This window comes from Mycolicibacterium frederiksbergense, from assembly GCF_012223425.1.
In the GTDB taxonomy this organism is placed as follows: Bacteria; Actinomycetota; Actinomycetes; order Mycobacteriales; family Mycobacteriaceae; genus Mycobacterium; species Mycobacterium frederiksbergense.
Map to the genome: position 1 here is coordinate 4766315 of NZ_CP038799.1, position 17535 is coordinate 4783849.

General features: G+C 68.5%; 16 protein-coding genes and 1 tRNA gene. 9 read left to right on the forward strand and 8 right to left on the reverse strand.

The window, feature by feature from the left end:
* Genes EXE63_RS26125 through EXE63_RS26135 form a run of 3 tightly spaced genes read left to right on the forward strand, consistent with a single transcriptional unit; the run spans window position 1 to window position 3594 of the window.
* On the forward strand, window positions 1-1278 hold the full coding sequence (locus EXE63_RS26125) for a deoxyguanosinetriphosphate triphosphohydrolase (RefSeq protein ID WP_168144333.1): 1278 nt from the start codon (window positions 1-3) through the stop codon (window positions 1276-1278).
* Between the two features lie 20 nt (window positions 1279-1298).
* Complete coding sequence (gene dnaG, locus EXE63_RS26130) at window positions 1299-3248, forward strand: DNA primase (protein WP_168144334.1); 1950 nt, start codon at window positions 1299-1301, stop codon at window positions 3246-3248.
* A gap of 55 nt (window positions 3249-3303) precedes the next feature.
* Window positions 3304-3594, forward strand: coding sequence for a DUF7155 family protein (locus tag EXE63_RS26135; protein ID WP_168144335.1), 291 nt, complete (start codon window positions 3304-3306; stop codon window positions 3592-3594).
* Window position 3595: 1 nt separating this feature from the next.
* Here EXE63_RS26135 and EXE63_RS26140 read toward each other — a convergent pair whose 3' ends face one another.
* On the reverse strand, window positions 3596-3871 hold the full coding sequence (locus tag EXE63_RS26140; RefSeq protein WP_168144336.1) for a hypothetical protein: 276 nt from the start codon (window positions 3869-3871) through the stop codon (window positions 3596-3598).
* Window positions 3872-4001: 130 nt separating this feature from the next.
* Between EXE63_RS26140 and EXE63_RS26145 the strand changes: the two genes are divergently transcribed.
* A tRNA-Asn gene (locus EXE63_RS26145) sits at window positions 4002-4074 on the forward strand.
* Between the two features lie 191 nt (window positions 4075-4265).
* Here EXE63_RS26145 and EXE63_RS33130 read toward each other — a convergent pair.
* The 3 genes from EXE63_RS33130 to EXE63_RS26160 form a co-directional block, all read right to left on the reverse strand.
* Window positions 4266-4688 (reverse strand): hypothetical protein, encoded by a 423-nt coding sequence (locus EXE63_RS33130; RefSeq protein ID WP_234904278.1) that lies wholly within the window; start codon window positions 4686-4688, stop codon window positions 4266-4268.
* The gene (locus tag EXE63_RS26155) at window positions 4681-4971 is read right to left on the reverse strand and encodes a BrnT family toxin (protein WP_168144337.1); all 291 of its coding nucleotides are present in this window, start codon (window positions 4969-4971) and stop codon (window positions 4681-4683) included. The genes EXE63_RS33130 and EXE63_RS26155 overlap by 8 nt, the downstream gene beginning before the upstream one ends.
* A 66-nt stretch (window positions 4972-5037) precedes the next feature.
* A complete protein-coding gene (locus EXE63_RS26160; protein ID WP_210000014.1) occupies window positions 5038-5700 on the reverse strand; it encodes a cutinase family protein in 663 nt (220 codons plus the stop codon).
* A 104-nt stretch (window positions 5701-5804) separates the two neighbouring features.
* Here EXE63_RS26160 and EXE63_RS26165 point away from each other — a divergent pair, with 104 nt between their 5' ends.
* A complete protein-coding gene (locus tag EXE63_RS26165; protein WP_168144338.1) occupies window positions 5805-6290 on the forward strand; it encodes an LppP/LprE family lipoprotein in 486 nt (161 codons plus the stop codon).
* Here the strand turns inward: EXE63_RS26165 and EXE63_RS26170 are convergent.
* Window positions 6280-6849 (reverse strand): LmrA/YxaF family transcription factor, encoded by a 570-nt coding sequence (locus EXE63_RS26170; RefSeq protein WP_168144339.1) that lies wholly within the window; start codon window positions 6847-6849, stop codon window positions 6280-6282. The genes EXE63_RS26165 and EXE63_RS26170 overlap by 11 nt on opposite strands.
* A 104-nt stretch (window positions 6850-6953) precedes the next feature.
* On the opposite strand from EXE63_RS26170, the gene EXE63_RS26175 reads away from it, so the two are divergent.
* Window positions 6954-10004 carry an MMPL family transporter gene (locus tag EXE63_RS26175; protein WP_168144340.1) on the forward strand — a complete coding sequence of 1017 codons (3051 nt, stop codon included), beginning with the start codon at window positions 6954-6956 and terminating at the stop codon, window positions 10002-10004.
* A gap of 4 nt (window positions 10005-10008) precedes the next feature.
* Here EXE63_RS26175 and EXE63_RS26180 read toward each other — a convergent pair whose 3' ends face one another.
* Window positions 10009-11982, reverse strand: a complete 1974-nt coding sequence (locus tag EXE63_RS26180; protein WP_168144341.1) for an acyl-CoA dehydrogenase family protein — start codon at window positions 11980-11982, stop codon at window positions 10009-10011.
* A gap of 81 nt (window positions 11983-12063) precedes the next feature.
* On the opposite strand from EXE63_RS26180, the gene EXE63_RS26185 reads away from it, so the two are divergent.
* Window positions 12064-12795 (forward strand): VIT1/CCC1 transporter family protein, encoded by a 732-nt coding sequence (locus EXE63_RS26185; protein ID WP_168144342.1) that lies wholly within the window; start codon window positions 12064-12066, stop codon window positions 12793-12795.
* Between the two features lie 5 nt (window positions 12796-12800).
* Here the strand turns inward: EXE63_RS26185 and EXE63_RS26190 are convergent, their stop codons facing one another.
* Complete coding sequence (locus EXE63_RS26190; protein WP_168144343.1) at window positions 12801-14006, reverse strand: MFS transporter; 1206 nt, start codon at window positions 14004-14006, stop codon at window positions 12801-12803.
* Between the two features lie 21 nt (window positions 14007-14027).
* Window positions 14028-14474, reverse strand: coding sequence for a MarR family winged helix-turn-helix transcriptional regulator (locus tag EXE63_RS26195; protein WP_234904279.1), 447 nt, complete (start codon window positions 14472-14474; stop codon window positions 14028-14030).
* Window positions 14475-14581: 107 nt separating this feature from the next.
* On the opposite strand from EXE63_RS26195, the gene EXE63_RS26200 reads away from it, so the two are divergent.
* Together EXE63_RS26200 and EXE63_RS26205 are read left to right on the forward strand one after the other, a co-directional pair.
* Window positions 14582-16591 carry a DUF2232 domain-containing protein gene (locus tag EXE63_RS26200; RefSeq protein ID WP_168144345.1) on the forward strand — a complete coding sequence of 670 codons (2010 nt, stop codon included), beginning with the start codon at window positions 14582-14584 and terminating at the stop codon, window positions 16589-16591.
* On the forward strand, window positions 16588-17412 hold the full coding sequence (locus EXE63_RS26205) for a CbiQ family ECF transporter T component (RefSeq protein ID WP_168144346.1): 825 nt from the start codon (window positions 16588-16590) through the stop codon (window positions 17410-17412). Before EXE63_RS26200 ends, EXE63_RS26205 begins: the two co-directional genes overlap by 4 nt.
* The last annotated feature ends 123 nt before the right edge of the window (window positions 17413-17535 follow it).

Here is a 17535-nt window from a genome sequence, read left to right on the forward strand (position 1 = left end):
GTGGCCACGCAACGCGACACATCCGACCCCTACGACGACTTCGACCGGCAGCGGCTGGTGCCGGAGTCGGCGAAGGGTAGCGCGCTGCCCGGGACCGACACCGAGCACCGCACCGCCTTCGCCAGGGACCGCGCCCGCGTGCTGCACAGCGCCGCGCTGCGCAGGCTCGCCGACAAGACCCAGGTGGTCGGTCCCCGACACGGCGACACCCCACGCACCCGGCTGACGCACTCCCTGGAGGTGGCCCAGATCGGCCGCGGTATGGCCGTCGGGCTGGGGTGTGACCCGGATCTGGTCGATCTGGCCGGGCTGGCCCACGACATCGGCCACCCGCCCTACGGGCACAACGGTGAACGCGCGCTCAACGAGATCGCCGACGCCTTCGGCGGGTTCGAGGGCAACGCCCAGAATCTGCGGATCCTGACCCGGCTGGAACCCAAAGTGCTTGACGCCGAGGGCCGTTCCGCGGGACTGAACCTCACCAGGGCGGCGCTGGACGCGGTCACCAAGTACCCGTGGACCCGTGCCGAGAATCCGAAGAAGTTCGGTTTCTACAGCGACGACCTCGTCGCGGCCGGCTGGCTGCGCGACGGGGCGCCCGCGGGACGGCCGTGCCTGGAGGCCCAGGTGATGGACTGGGCCGACGACGTCGCCTACTCCGTGCACGATGTCGAGGACGGCGTCATCTCCGGACGCATCGACCTACGGGTGCTGGCCGACGCCGATGCCGCCACCGCATTGGCGGACCTGGGCGCGAAGGCGTTCCCGGCGATCAGCCATGACGAACTGCTCGACGCGTCGTCGAGGCTGTCGGAGATGCCGGTCGTCGAGGCGGTCGGCAAGTACGACGGCACGTTGACGGCCTCGGTGGCCCTGAAGAATCTGACCAGCGAGTTCGTCGGCCGCTTCGCCAATGCCGCGATCTCGCAGACCCGCGCCGCGGCGGGCCCCGGACCGCTGCGCCGGTTCGACACCGATCTGCAGGTCCCGGGTCTGGTCCGCGCCGAGGTGGCCGTGCTCAAGATGCTGGCCCTGCAATTCATCATGTCCGACCACCGTCACCTGCAGGTGCAGGCCGACCAGCGCACGCTCATCCGTGAGGTCGCGCTCGCCCTGTGGGCGCAGGCGCCCAGCGGTCTGGATCCGCAGTTTGCGCTCGAATTCGCCGAGGCCGCCGACGACGGAGCCCGGCTGCGTGTGGTGATCGACCAGATCGCGTCCTACACCGAGTCCCGGCTGGAGCGAGTGCACGAAGTGCGCTCACCCAGACCCTTGTGACGGGCCGATAGACTGCCCGGATGGCCGGTATCGACACGACGCGGGGTGGCCGGGGCCGCATCCCCGATCGCGATATCGCCGCCATCCGCGAACGTGTCCGCATCGAAGATGTGGTGGGCGACTACGTCCAGCTGCGCAAGGCCGGGGTGGACTCGCTGAAGGGGCTCTGCCCGTTCCACGACGAGAAATCCCCGTCCTTCCATGTGCGACCCAACCACGGGCACTTCCACTGCTTCGGCTGCGGAGAGGGCGGTGACGTGTATGCCTTTCTGCAGAAGATCGAGCACGTCACGTTCGTCGAGGCCGTGGAACTGCTCGCCGACAAGGTCGGCTACACCGTCACCTACACCGGGGCCTCGGCCACCCACGTGCAGCGCGACCGGGGCAGCCGCAGCCGGCTGATCGCCGCCAACGCCGCGGCCCAGGAGTTCTACGCCGAGGCTCTGCGCTCCGAGGAGGCCGCACCGGCCCGCCAGTACCTGATCGAGCGCAACTTCGACGGCGAGGCCGCCGCCAAGTACGGCTGCGGTTACGCGCCGTCGGGCTGGGACACCTTGACAAAGCACATGTTGCGCAAGGGTTTCGAGTTCAAGGAGCTGGAGGCGGCCGGGTTGAGCCGGGAGGGCAAACGCGGCCCGATGGACCGGTTCCACCGCCGGCTGCTGTGGCCGATCCGGGTGTCATCGGGGGAGACCATCGGGTTCGGTGCCCGCCGGCTCTTCGATGACGACCATATGGAAGCCAAATACGTCAACACCCCGGAAACGGTGCTGTACAAGAAGTCTCACGTGCTGTTCGGTCTGGACCTGGCCAAGCGCGATATCGCCAAGGGGCATCAGGCCGTCGTGGTCGAGGGCTACACCGACGTGATGGCCATGCACCAGGCCGGGGTGACCACCGCGGTCGCCGCCTGCGGTACCGCGTTCGGTGACGAGCACCTTTCGATGTTGCGCCGACTCATGATGGACGACAACTTCTTTCGAGGTGAGCTCATCTACGTGTTCGACGGCGACGCCGCCGGCCGGGCCGCCGCGGTGAAGGCCCTGGAGGGTGAGCAGAACCTGGCGGGGCAGTCGTTCGTCGCGGTGGCCGCCGACGGGATGGATCCCTGCGATCTGCGGCTGCGCTCCGGTGACGGTGCGCTGCGTGACCTGGTGGCCCGCCGTGCCCCGCTGTTCGAATTCGCCATCCGTACCGCGCTGACCGATCACGATCTGGACAGCGCCGAGGGCCGGGTGTCGGCACTGCGGCGCTGTGTCCCGATGGTGGCGCGCATCAAGGATCCGACGCTGCGCGACGAGTACGCCCGCCAGTTGGCCGGCTGGGTGGGCTGGCAGGACGTCGGCCAGGTGCTCGGCCGGGTCCGTGAGGAAGCCGGCCGCAAGGGCGGACGCACCAATGGTCGTGGCGCGGCGACCTCGAACCGGCGCTCCGGCGCCGAACCGCCGTCACGGCCTCAGGTGTCGGTGTCGCGCCCCGATCCGCGGGACCCGATCCTGCGGCCCCAGCGCGAGGCGCTCAAGTCGGCGCTGCAGTACCCGGGGCTGGCCGGGCCGGTGTTCGACAGCCTGTCGGTCGAGAACTTCACCCACCCCGGCTATGCCGCGGTGCGCACGGCGATCGCCGCCGCCGGCGGCATGACGTCCGGGCTCTCGGGTGGCCAGTGGATCGACACCGTGCGGGATATGGCCGGTTCACCGGAGGCGGCCAAACTGATCAACGAACTCTCGGTGGACGCCATCCGCATCGAGGACGACGAGAAGCTGGCCCGCTACATCTCCGGGGTGCTGGCCCGGCTGCAGGAAGTATCGGTCGGCCGCCAGATCGCCGAGGTCAAGTCGAAGCTGCAGCGGATGTCCCCGGTGGACAACAGCGACGAGTACCACGCCCTGTTCGGGGACCTGGTGGCCATGGAGACCTACCGCCGCAGCCTGCTGGAGCAGGCCAGCGGCGATGACTTGACTGCATGATCGTGACGCACGCGTTACAGTGAGTGCGCAGCTAACTGTCTAGAAAGGCTCCGCCGTGGCATCTCTGAGCGATCAGACACGCAAGTTCCTCTTCGCCGGCGCCTTCGCGGTCGCCGCCGTTGCGGCGCCCGCGCTGGCACTTTCTACGACTCCCGACGCCTCCCCGCAGGCCGGTCCGGCCTGTCTGGCCTGGTTCGGCAACAAGGAAGACGGCAACTGCCTGTCGACCTCCAACGGCAACGGTGTGGCCGTCGGCACCCCCGGTGCCGGGCTGTGCAACGGCGGGTTCTGCACCTCGCCGATCTTCCCGGGCAACACCTGGAACACCAGCATCCCGTTCGGCTGAGTTAGAAGCGCTTCCCGTTCTGCGGGTTCGGCGTCTCGACGTCGACCTGCTCGGGGTGCAGCACCGATGTCTCGGCGTCGATCGCCGTCAATCTCACCATCGCCGGATCGGGTGATACCCGATCGGCGACCTTGCGACGCCCGGCGTCCAGCACGGCCTTGGTCGCGGGGTTCTCGGTGACCGCTTTATAGGTGGCAGAGATCTGCTCGTATCGGCGCCGGCCCGCTTTCGCGCCCAACACATAGCCGACCCCCAGTACGAACACGAACCGGAACACAGGGCTCCCCTCACCGTGACAACAGATTGCTTCTATCCTGCCTCACGCACCCGGAACGCGGGTGAAGGGGCATCTGACATGGCGATTCGGGAGCAGCCGGGTGCATACGCTAGAGTCTGTTCCGCATCATTCCCCTGTAGCTCAATTGGCAGAGCTTCCGACTGTTAATCGGACGGTTGATGGTTCGAGTCCATCCGGGGGAGCAGAAGTACACAGGTCAGAGGTTCGCAACCTCTGGCCTTTCTGCTTTCCAGGGGGCCTTACCCGATTGCTCCTTCGCGAGGTCCGCCGAGGCCGCCGGCGACGGCGCGATGCGCTCACGCCTGGCCGCAAGCGTCGCACCAGCACCCGACGACGCCTCCTACGACATGCGACACAGTGGCGAGCCGGGGTGCTAATCGGTGTGTTGATCGTCCTTCGACATGCCCGGCGGGATCGTGTAAGCCTCGGCCATCTCGCTGGCCATCGTCAATGGCCCCGGCTGAGACCGAATCGTCTCTTGCAGAGATTGCGCCAGCTCGACGATCGCGCCGACCTGCGCCACTAGCGACCCGGGCGCCGGCTCGCGGAGCTCGGCCACCAACTTCAGCAACTGCTCCCGCGCCACCGTTGACACCGGCAGCTCTCTGCGCGCAGCAATCGCCTCCAGCGCGTCGAACTCATCCGGATTCAGCCGCACCTGCAGCACCTTTGACCGTGCCCGGCCTGGCCGCGACACGTCCACGTTGGCGGGCAGCGGACGGTCTGACTGGTCAGTTTCGCCGGCCTCGGCCTCCGCACCGATCCGTGCCAGCCGATCCTCAAGGGACTCACTCATCGTCCATGCCTCCCTGCTCGTAGTAGCGGCGGTCACGTGCATTTGCTCTCCACGCGTTCGCCCCGTAGGTGACGTTGTCTTCGTGACTGAAAACGGTGATGACCGTCAGGACCGCTCCGGCACTCTGTGAGTAGCCGATGATGCGGGCACTGTCGCCGGACCTGCTGTTGTAGTCCGGGACGATGAGCACCCGATAGGGGTCGTCGAGGGCCTCGTCGGCCTGAGCCGGAGTGAGGTTGCGTTTGGCGATGTATCCGCCTCGCTTGCTCCAGTCGACCGCCACGCCGGTATCGTACTACAAGTGTAGTACGAAATGTGGTGGGCGGCGGTGGGTTCACCAGCCCTTGCGCTAGGCGATCCTGCCCGCGGCGGCCGCCGCTGCTGCGTCGGTCAGTCCGTTGTAGGGATAGGTCGCATGGGCCAGCGAGCCCAGCAGCGACGCCGGCGAGCCATCGCAGATGTTGTCGCCCGGTGCGCACAGGTCCAGTGACTTGCCCGCGTACGCCGGTGCGATGTTGGCCGGCGGCGCACCGTATTGGGCCAGCAGCGACGGGCTCGGTTTGCCGAACAGCACCAGTCCGGCGACCCGGCTCTGCACGTCGGCGGGCAGGTCTGCCGTGGCGTAGGCGGCGACGGCTGCGCCCTGGGAGTATCCGCCGACGATGAGTTTGGTGTTCGGGCAGTTCGCGGCCGTCGCCCGCACCCGTGCGGCGGCGTCGCCGACGCCGTCGAACATGGTGGCCGGGAACACCGCCCGGTTCTCGAAATCGCCGGTGGCCGGGTAGTTGACCGGGTAGACGCCGATGGACTTACCGGGGGACTGCGCGCGCAGGGTGTCGACGAACGCCTGGCCGGTGGCGCCGAGGCCGGGCGGCTCGTCGCTGCCGCGGGCGAAAACCACCTCGGCATCGGGGCATGGTTCGGCCGAGGCGCCGGGGGCGGAGCCGGTTGCCAGCATCGAAGCGGTGAGCGCGCCGACAACAACCAACCGGCGTAAATGGCGTATTCCCATGGTCCGGATGCTACGCGGAGTGTTCGCTGAGCACATCCGGGCGCCGGGACTGGCCCGCGCCGGAGCATCGGGGAGAGCCATGGTCACTCCGTAAGCTCACTGCCATGCGGCTCACCCGGATCGCCTCGGCCCTCGCGGCCCTCACGTTCGCCCTGGCCTCGTGCGGGTGGAGCCCACCCAACTCGGCGCCGCAGTCCACCTCGGACTGCCCGGCCGAGGACACCCCGACCGCCGAGACCGTCAAGACCGCCGTGCAGCAGGTCGGTGAACGCTGGTCGGAGGTATCGCGGGGTAACACCGGTGATTGCCGCCTGCACTGGGTGGTGATCGGCACCGGGGACACCGCCCCGGATGCCGCCGTGCAGGTGCTGTTCTTCGATCGCGATGCGCCGCTGGGTCCGCCGACCCCGCGGCCCCGCCCGTACACGACCGTTGTGCCGTTGGGGGAGAAGATCGCCACGGTGCAGTACCAGTGGCTGCAGGGCCAGGACGAGCCGTGCTGCCCGACCGGGATCGCTCAGGTGCGCTTCCAGATCGGCGAGGACGGTGCGCTCCAGGCGTTGGATCCGATCCCGACCCCTATTCCTTAGTGGCGACTTTCGACTCGTAGAGCTCGATCAGCGCGTCCTCGACATGCTGCAGCGGCTCGGCCGATTTGGTGGCCTGGCACACGACGATGGCGCCCTCGACCGCGGACACCGTGACGCTGGCCAGCCGCGCGGCGTCCTCGGCGCTGACATCGGCGGCCTCGAGGTGGCGGGCCAGCCGGCGTTGCCAGTCGATGAAGACCGCGCCGGCGTTGTCGGCGGCCTTGTCGGCCTCCGAGCGTCCCAGTGTGGCGGCCACGATCGGGCATCCGGACAGAAAATCGCTGTGGGTGAGGGTGTCTCGCCATGCGGCGACGAAGGCCCGCACCGCGGGAACCGGGCCCAGGGTGGCGGCCAGGTGATCGATGGCGTCACCGGTGTAGCGGCCCGCGGTCAGGGTGGCATCGGCGACGAGTTCGGCCTTGCCGCCGGGGAAGTTCAGATACAGCGACCGGCGCGCGGTGCCGCTGAGCTCCAGTAACAACGACAGACCGGTACCCGCGACGCCGTTGCGCCGGATCAGATCGATGGCACTGGTGACGAGTCGGTCGCGGGCCTGCATACGCGTATTTCCTACCAGGGGATGATTGCGGTGTACCGATCAGTCTACTAACGTCTGCCCGGTCCGGTAGACCAATTGGTCTACTGCATGACCAGGGGGCGGTAATGCAACACAGTGACAGTCGGCGCTTCGGCGCGTTCAGCAGGTTCTGCGCCCGCTACGCCTGGGTGGTCATCGGGTTCTGGGTGGTGCTCGTCGCCGCACTCAACATCGCCATCCCACAGCTCGAACAGACCGTGGCGGAGCGTTCCGCGCCGTTCATGCCCGCCGATATCCCGGCCGCGCAGACGCTCCGGCAGATGTCGCAGGCGTTCGGGGTGCCCGAATCCTCGGCCATCGGCAGCGTGCTCATCGTCAACGAGCAGGGCATCGGACCCGCGGAGGAGAAGCTCTACGGCGAGCTCGTCGAGGCGCTGCGCGCCGACACCGGCAATGTCGCCTACGCACTGGACGTGTTCGGCAACGAGCGGTTGCGCGATATCGCGCTCAGCCCGGACGGCAAGGCCATCAATGTGCTGGTGGCCGGCGTCGGCGACGTCGGCTCCACCGAGGCACACAAGAACACCGTTGCGATCCGCGACACCATTCACTCGTTGCCGACCCCGCCGGGCGTGCAGCTCTACTACACCGGCCCGTCGCCGACACTGGCGGATCTGTTCAGCTCCATGGACTTCTCGCTGCTGATCATCACGGCGGTGTCGGTGGTGCTGATCATGGCGGTGTTGCTGATGGTCTACCGATCGGTGGTCACCGCGCTCATCCCGCTGCTCACCATCGGGATCGCGATGGGGGCCGCCCGCCCGGTGGTGTCACTGCTGGGGGCATCCGGCACGCTGACGGTCTCGAACTTCACCATCGCGCTGATGACCGCGATGCTGCTCGGCGCGGCCACCGACTACGCGATCTTCATCCTCGCCGGCTATCACGAGGGACGCCGAAAGAAGTTGTCCGTCAACGATTCATTGGCCTACGCCGGTGGGCGGGTGTCGGGCATCCTGATCGCCTCGATGCTCACCATCGCGGCCGCCGCGACCGCGATGGGCTTCACCGAACTCGGCATGTTCAAGGCGGCGGGCCCGCCCATCGCGATCGCCATCGTGATCGCACTGGCGGTGTCGATGACGCTGCCCTACGCCCTGTTGTCCGTGCTCGGCAGGCGCGGGCTGGCCGAACCGCGCCGACTCGACGAACGGCGTTGGCGCCGCATCGGATCGACCGTGCTACGCCGGTCGGGTGCGCTCGCGGCGGCCTCGCTGGTGCTGCTGATCGCCGCGGCCACGGTGCTGCTCACCTTCCGGGTCAACTTCGACGAGAACGCCATGCAACTCGACGCCACCGAGAGTTCCGCCGGCTACCAGAAGGCCTACCAGCATTGGGGCGTCAACGAAGTCGCACCCGAGTACCTCATCGTCACCGCCGACCATGACATGCGCAACACCAACGATCTCGCCGCGCTGGACCAGATCGCCGAACGGATCACCAAGCTCCCCGAAGTCGCCTACGTGCGCGCATTGACACGCCCGGACGGACACCAGCTCGAGCAGACCACCGTGGGCTATCAGGCCGGTGTGGTCGCCGATCGCCTCGGTTCGGCCCGCGACCGCGTCGACGCCGCGCACCCCGATCTGCAGCGGCTGGCGTCGGGCACCACCGCGCTGCGTGACGGTGCCGCCACCGCGGATGCCCAGCTTCCCCAATTGGTCACCGGCATCAAGCAAGTCACCGCGCTGGCGCATGAGGTGCTGGGCAGTTATGAGTCCGCGAACACCGCGCTGGCCACCGCGACCGGTGCGCCCGCCGACCTGGAGGTGGTGCTGGCCGACCTGAACTCCGCGGTGAATCTGCTCGACGTGGGCCTGCAGGTGCTCACCCAGAACACCCAGGTGCTCGATGCGGGCCGCACCATGAGCGCAGCGCTGGGGCCGGCGCTGGCCGTGGAGGCGCGACCGGACTGCCTGGCCGACCCGGTCTGCGCGCGGGCCCGCGCCGGCATCGCCGATCTGGACGCGATTTCCGGCGGGGCGGTCAGCCGGGCACTGCGCCAGGTACAGCTGGCCGCGGGGATGCCGCAGGAGACCGTCGACAGGGTGCGCGCGGCCGAACCCGCGATCAGGAACACGGTGGCGCGCCTGCAGAAGCTGGTCGCCACCGCACCGGGGGGCTCACCATCGCAGAGCCGGGCCCGGCTCGACGAACTGGTACGCGGCGCGGACCGGCTGTCCGACGGAGTCTCCGAGCTGTCGGCCGGTCTGGATCAGGTCAAGGGCGGCGTCGATCAGGTGGTCAGTCTCACCGCAGCGCTCAGCGACGGGCTCTCGGAGGCCACCGACTATCTGTCCACGCTGAGCGCGCACACCTCCGACGGCCCGGGTGCGGGCTTCTACCTGCCGCCCCAGGGGCTCACCGACGCCGGTTTTCGCGCTGCCGAGCAGTTGCTGTTCGCCCCCGACGGGAAAAGCGCCCGGCTGCTGGTGATCTGGCAGATCAACCCGTACAGCGCCGAGGTGCTGGATGCGACCCGGCTGTTGCCGGTGGCGGCCGGGGAGGCCGCCACCGGGACCGCGCTGGCCGGTGCACAATTCGCCAGCACCGGGCTGGCCTCCCTGTCGGCCGATATGCGCGATCAGGTGTGGCGGGACTTCGCCGTGTACGGCGCCGTCGCCATCGCCGGTGTCCTGCTGGTGCTGATCGTGCTGCTGCGCAGCATCGCCGCACCGGTGTTCATGGTGGCGGTGGTGACGCTGTCCTTCGCCGCGGCGGCCGGAGTCAGCGTCCTCGTCTGGCAGCACCTGATCGGCATCGATGTCGACTGGTCGGTCTTCCCGGTGTCGTTCATGGCACTGATCGCCGTCGGCGCCGACTACAGCATGCTGTTCGCCGCCCGCATCAGAGACGAATCGGCCGACGGGATGCGGCGCGGCATCCTGCGCAGCTTCGCCAGCACCGGCAGCGTGATCACCACGGCGGGCGTGGTTTTCGCGCTGACGATGTTCGCGCTGATGAGCGGACGGGTGATCAACCTGCTGCAGATCGGCTTCACCGTCGGCGTCGGGCTGCTCATCGACATCACGCTGGTGCGCACCATCCTGGTGCCTGCCGCCATGTCGCTGATCGGTGACCGGATCTGGTGGCCGGGCAGGGCCCGGCGCGGCTGAGGCGCTACTTCGGCTCGATGGTGCCCGAGCTGACGGCGTCCTTCTCCTCGTGTTCGTCGGCGTCAGGGATGTGCTCGGGATGCAGCATCTCGGCGTAGCGCAGCTGCTCGGGGATCCCGAACCCGTCGACGAGCAGTTCGGCGTGCGGGCGCAGCTTGCGGCACCGGTCGTTGATGGCGCGGGTGACGGCCTTGGAGCGTTCGACCGACAGGAAGCGGTGCTCGACGAACCAGGCCTTGTCGTCTTCGATCACCGTCAGCGCGTACAGATCACACACCAGGCCGAGGATCTCGCGGGCATCCTCATCCGGGCAGGCGTCGATCCCGGCGACGAAGGCCTCCAGGATGATCCGGTCGATGTGGGCCTGCGCGGTGTGCAGCACGTGGTCCTGCACCGCGTTGAACGCCTCGAACGGTGACATCTCCTTGGCCTTGCTCTGCAGTCGGCGCGCCACCGAGGCGAGCATGTACTCCTCGCGGTCCTCGAACATCTTCACCTGGGTACCGCGGTTGAACAGCGAGCCCTCTTCCTCGTTGTCCTCGCGGGTGTCCACGATGGTCTGCATGATCGTCTGTGCGGCGGTGCGCTTGAGCACCCGCTCGCCGGCGAAGTTGGCGGCGAAGCGCACCCATTCCACCGGGCTCATGCCCTTGATGTCATCGGCGTAGGCCGTCAGCAGTTCCTTGGCCACCAGCTGGGTCAGCACGTGGTTGTCACCCTCGAAGGTGGTGAACACGTCGGTGTCCGCCTTCAGCGCGATCAGCCGGTTCTCCGCCAGATAGCCTGCGCCACCGCAGGCTTCACGCGCCTCCTGGATCGCCGCCGTCGCATGCCAGGTGTTGGCGGCCTTCAGACCCGCGGCGCGCGATTCCAGCTCGCGCTGCTCCTCGGCGTCCGGGTTGTCCGAAGTCTGTAGCTCGTGGGTTTTGGCCACCAGTTCGTTCTGCGCGAACTGTAGCGCGTAGGACTTCGCGATCAGCGGGAACAGCCGGCGCTGGTGCACCAGGTAATCCATGATCAGCACTTCCTGATCGGCGCCGGGAGCATCGAACTGCCTGCGCTCCAACGCATATCGAGTGGCGATGTCCAGCGCCACCCGGGCTGCCGCGCCGGCGCTGCCGCCGACGGTGACGCGGCCACGGATGAGTGTGCCGAGCATGGTGAAAAACCGCCTGCCGACGTTCTCGATCGGTGAGGAGTAGGTGCCGTCCTCGGCGACGTCGGCGTATTTGTTGAGCAGGTTTTCCCGCGGGACGCGCACCTGGTCGAACTGGATGCGGCCGTTGTCGACGCCGGGCAGCCCGCCCTTGTAGTGACAGTCCGAGGTGGTGACACCGGGCAGGTCGTTGCCGGCATCGTCGCGGATGGGCACGACAAAGCAGTGCACACCGTGACCCTCGCCGTCGGCGGTGATGAGTTGAGCGAATACCGCTGCCACCCTTGCTGTTTGGGCAGCGCCGCCGATGTAGTCCTTACGCGACGACGGGGTGGGGGAGTCGATGATGAACTCCTGTGCCGCCGGGTCGTAGGTGGCGGTGGTCTCCAGGGACTGGACGTCGCTGCCGTGACCGGTCTCGGTCATCGCGAAGCAGCCCAGCAGTTCGAGGTTGATGATCTTCTTGACGTAGGCGTTGTGGTGCCGTTCGGTGCCCAGGTTCTCGATGGCCCCGCCGAACAGGCCCCACTGCACACCTGCCTTGACCATCAGCGACAGATCGCTCATCGCGAGCATCTCGATCTGCGTGACCGCGGCGCCGACGTCGCCGTTGCCGCCGTGTTCCTTCTTGAAGCCGTCCTCGGCCGCGCCGCGGGCGGCCATGATCTTCATCTGTTCGCCGACCTTGGTGCGGGCGATGACGGTGTTGGGCGTGTAGTGCGGCCGGAACACCTCACCGGACAATTCGGCACGTACCTCGTTCTTGACATCGCGCCAGCGGCCGTCGAGCGCGTTGCGGAGATGATCTGCGGTAGTGGTCATAGTTGACGGTAACTTGCCCCCGCATCGACGAAGGTAAACCTGAGTACAACGGTGAAAAATCGTCGGCGTTGAATTTGCGACATGACCGAGCGGTCCGAACCCGAATCACCCACCGGCCTGCCCCACGTGGCCGACCATCAACACGCTGACGTGACCGGTGGGTGGCTGCGCGCGGCCACCTTCGGCGCGATGGACGGCCTGGTGAGCAACACCGCACTGATCGCGGGTGTGGCGGCCGCGGCGAATGCGCATGCCGTGGTGCTGGCCGGGATCGCCGGTCTGCTGGCCGGGGCCTTCTCGATGGCGCTGGGGGAGTACACCTCGGTGACGACGGCCAATGAGCAGATCGACTCCGAGGTGAAGGTGGAACGCCGCTCGTTCCGCCGTCACCCCGATGCCGAGCAGGCGGAGTTGACCGCGATGCTGGTCGATATGGGCATGACGCCGGCGACGGCCGCCACGGCGACCACCGAGATCCACCGCGACGAGACGCGGGCGCTGAATTTCCACCTGGTGCAGGAACTCGGGGTGGACCCCCGCGAGAAGCCCTCACCCTGGGTGGCCGCGGGATCGTCGTTCGTGATGTTCACCCTCGGCGCGATCGTGCCGCTCATCCCGTACCTGCTCGGCTTCGCATCGCTGTGGGCCGGGCTGGCCTGCGGCGGACTGGGTCTGCTGATCACCGGTGGTCTGGCGGCGAAGTTCACCCGCAAGCCGCCGTGGTGGTCGGCGCTGCGTCTGCTTTCCCTCGGTGGCGTCGCGATCGCGATCACCTACCTCGTGGGTTCCGTTGTCGGGGTTGCGGTTACCTGAGCGCGTCAGTTCCCGACGGTGACCGCGGTGGCCTCATCGGTCAGTTCGTCGATCTCGTCCTCGGGGCCGTCGATCCCGCTCAGATGCCCGCGGGCGGTGAAAAGCAGTGCGGCACCGGCCAGCACCGCGCCCGCGCCCACCCAGTAGGGCAGGTGCACGCTGACCCGCTCACCCAGCACGCCGGCCAGCCACGGCGCGACGGCCGCGCCCCCGAAGCGCAGGAAGCTGTAGGCCGCCGATGCGACGCCCCGCTCGACGGGCGCAGCTTTCATGACCGTCTCGGTGATCAGGGTGTTGTTGATGCCGATGAACAACCCGGCCACCACCACACAGGTCGCCAGCACCGCCTTGCTGTCGGTGCCGATCGCCATCACGGCCAGCGTCACCGTCAATGCCAGCAGGTTGACCACCAGGGTCGGCACCGTGCCGAACCGGTGCTGCAGACGCGGGGCCACCACCACCGAGGTGAACGCCAGCGCCAGGCCCCAGCCGAAGAAGATCAGGCCGATCTGATGGGCGTTCATGTCCAGCGGGAACGGGGTGAAGGCCAGCAGGGTGAAGAAACCGAAGTTGTACAGCATCGCGGTGACCGATACGGCCAGCAGCCCACGGTGGCGTAGCGCGCGGAACGGGTCGATCAGGCTGGTCGCGCGTTGGGGCCGCGGGGTGGACGGCAGCAGGAAGACGGTGACCACCAGCGCCACTGCCATCAGCGCCGAGACCCCGAAGAACGGGCCGCGCCACGAGATCGAGCCCAGCACGCCGCCGACCAGTGGGCCGACCGCGATGCCCAGGCCGAGCGCCGCCTCGTAGAGGATGATCGCCTGGGCCACCGAACCCTTCGCGGAGTTGACGATGGTCGCCAGCGCGGTCGCGATGAACAGCGCGTTGCCCAGACCCCACAGCGCGCGCCAGCCGACGATCTCCATCACCGTCGCCGACATGCCGGCCAGTCCGGCGCCGGCGATGATGATCACCAGCCCGAGCAGCAGCGTGTTCTTGGGGCCGATCCGGCTGGACACCACCCCGGTGATGAGCATGGCCACTCCCATCACCGCCATGTAGCTGGTGAACAGCAGCGACACCTGCGACGGTGAGGCGTTCAGGTTGTCCGCGATGGGTTTGAGGATCGGGTCGACCAGGCCGATGCCCATGAAGGCGACGACGGAGGCAAAGGCAACGGCCCAAACGGCTTTCGGTTGACGCCACATGGCGGGCGAGCTCCTCACTGACTAGCGGCGATCATGCTGGGCGTCGTCGAGCAGCCCGCGCAGGACCTGGATCGCGTCGACGAGCGCGGTGCGTTCGGCGTCGTCGAGGTGTTCCAGATAGGGGTTGATCGCGGCACTGCGATCGGCGCGCACCCGGCTGAGGATCTGGCGGCCCTCTTCGGTGATGCCGATGAGGACGGCCCGGGCATCGCCGGGGTCCTCGGCACGCTGCACCAGGCCGGCGTCCTCGAGACGGCGCACCTGGGTGGTCATCGTCGGTTGCGAGCAGTGATCGAGGGCTGCCAGATCGGAGATGCGGGTCTGCCCCTGATCTTCGATGGTCGACAGCAGTCGGGCCTGGGCGAAGGGCAGCGGAAGCTCGATGCGCTGATTGGCCAGCCGGTTGATCCGTGCGACGACGGCCAGCAGGTCGGCGCCGAGAGCCGCGGTGTTGTCCGGACGAGTCACCTGCCCCAGGTTACATAGAGACACTATGCATAGGCAAAACGGGGTGACGTGGGAGCCGTCACAGTGCGGACGACCGAAGCACTCCGGCGAACTGGCAGAATCGGGTGATGCCTCCCGGTTCGCCAACGTTGCGCCGGGCCGGGTCATTGCAGCCGAACGAACTTGCCCAGGCCGCCGTGATGGCGGCTCTGTGCGCGGCCATCGCGATCATCGCCGTCGTCGTCCCGTTCGCGGCCGCGCTGTCCCTGCTGGGCACCGTCCCGATGGGCCTGCTCGCCTACCGGTACCGGCTGCGCGTCGTGCTGGCCGCGACCATCGCCGCCGCGCTCATCGCCTTCCTGATCGGCGGCTTCGGCGGCCTGATGACCGTCATCAACTGCGCCTACATCGGCGGACTCACCGGCATCGTCAAACGCCGTGGCCGCGGCCTGCCGGTCGTGGTGCTGGTATCCGTGATCGCCGGCGCGGTATTCGGCATCGCGGCCGTGGTCGCGCTGCTGATCGCGTCCCGGCTGCGTGAGCTCGTGTTCACCGCCATGACCGCCAACGTCGACGGCTCCGTCGCGATCTGGAGCTACATCCCCGAGCTGCGTCCCGCCGCCGAGAAGTTCCGGGAACTGTTCGGGGTGGCCCTGGAGCACTGGCCGATCCTCATCTTCTGCTACGGGCTGTTCGCCATCATGGGCGTCAGCCTGGTCGGCTGGTGGGCACTGTCGCGGGTGCTGGCCCGGCTGCTCGGGGTGCCCGATGTACACAAGCTGGAGACCGTCATCACCGACGGACCGGTCGTGCCGGTCCCGATGGCCCTGCGCGATGTGGTGTTCCGCTATCCCGGGACCACCCGCGACGCGCTCGGCCCGCTGTCGATGGACGTGCACCCCGGAGAACACCTCGCCGTCACCGGCGCCAACGGATCCGGCAAGACCACGCTGATGCTGATCCTCGCCGGACGCGAACCCACCGAGGGCACCGTGCAGCGTCCCGGCGGGGTCGGGCTCGGCGCCCCGGGCGGCACCGCGGTGATCATGCAGCACCCCGAGAGCCAGGTACTGGGCACCCGGGTCGCCGACGATGTGGTGTGGGGATTGCCCGCAGGCACCCACGTCGACGTGCCCGAACTGCTCTCCGAGGTCGGGCTGGACGGGCTGGGTGAACGCGACACCGGCAGCCTGTCCGGGGGCGAGCTGCAACGTCTGGCCGTGGCCGCCGCGCTGGCCCGCAAGCCCGCGCTGCTGGTCGCCGACGAGGTCACCAGCATGGTCGACCAGCAGGGCCGTGACGGACTGATGTCGGTGCTGGCCGGGCTGACCCGCAAGCGCGACATGTCACTGGTGCACATCACGCACTACAACGAGGAAGCCGAGGCCGCCGACCGGGTGGTCAACCTGGCCGGCGGATCGGAGATGGTGCAGTCCGCCGACGTGCCCACTCCCAGTGGTGAGACCCGCTCGGAGGTGCCGGTGTTGGAGCTCACCGGCGTCAGCCACCGCTACGCCGACGGAACTCCATGGGCCAAAACCGCTCTGCGCGATATCAACCTGGTCGTGCACGAGGGTGACGGTGTGCTGATCCACGGCCTCAACGGCTCCGGTAAGTCGACGCTGGCGTGGATCCTCGCCGGGCTGACCCTGCCCACCACCGGAACCTGTCTGCTCGACGGCAAGCCGGTCTCCGATCAGGTCGGCGCGGTCGCGCTGTCCTTCCAGGCCGCCCGGCTGCAGCTGATGCGCAGCCACGTGCACCGCGAGATCGCCTCGGCCGCCGGTTTCCCCGCCCGCGACCGGGCCCGGGTGGTGGCCGCGCTCGCCACCGTCGGGCTGGAACCCGCACTGGCGGACCGCCGTATCGACCAACTCTCCGGGGGGCAGATGCGCCGCGTCGTGCTGGCCGGGCTGCTGGCCCGTTCACCGCGGGCCATCGTGCTCGACGAACCGCTGGCCGGACTCGATGCCGCCAGCGCCCGCGGACTGCTGCGCCTGCTGGAGGAGCTGCGCCGGGGCGGGCTGACGGTCGTCGTGATCTCCCACGATTTCGCCGGGCTGGAAGAGCTGTGTCCGCGCACCCTGCATCTGCACGAGGGCGCACTGGTGCCCGTCGCGTCGGGAGCCACCCCATGAGCTCTGCACAACGCCGCCCGGTCGTGCTGCTGCGACCCGTGCCCGGCGACTCCGTCATCCACCGGCTGTGGGCCGGAACGAAACTCGTCACCGTGCTGGCCCTTGCGGTGCTGTTGATGTTCTACCCGGGTTGGCTGCCCATCGCGCTGGTCACGCTGCTGGTGGCGGCCGCGGTGGTGCTGGCGCGGATCCCGCGGGGCGCGCTGCCCTCGATTCCGGGCTGGCTGTGGTTGATCGTGCTGCTCGGCGGAGTCACCGCGGCCTTCGCCGGCGGCACCCCGATCGTCGACCTGGCCGGCCTCGAGCTCGAACTCGGCGGGCTGCTGAAATTCCTGCGCATCACCGCGGTGTCGATCGTGCTGCTGGGCCTGGGCGCTCTGGTGTCCTGGACCACCAACGTCGCCGAAATCGCGCCCGCGGTATCGACGTTGTGCCGGCCGCTGCGCTGGCTGAAACTGCCCGTCGATGACTGGGCCGCCACCCTGGCGTTGGCGCTGCGGGCGTTCCCGATGCTGATGGACGAGTTCAGCGTGCTGTACGCGGCGCGGCGGCTGCGCCCGCGGGTACGGGCGCAGACCCGTCGTGAACGACGCAAGCAGTGGGTCTCCGAGGTGATCGACCTGCTGGCCGCCGCGGTGACGGTGGCGCTGCGGCGCGCCGACGAGATGGGTGATGCCATCACCGCACGCGGCGGGGCCGGTCAGATCGCGGCCGCCCCGGCGCGCCCCGGCGCGGCCGATTACGTGGTGCTCGCGCTGGTGGCGGTGGTCTGCGGCGCCGCCGGGTACCTCGAAGCGGCGTCCTTCCTCAGCACCAGCTGACACACCCGGACCGGTCCGGCCGGCGATTGTCGGGACCCGACAATCGGCGCGCGGCGGATTGGCCGATTCCGCAGCGCCTTCGCGCGGCGGCCCTCCCATGATGGTGTCACTACCAGCCAAGGA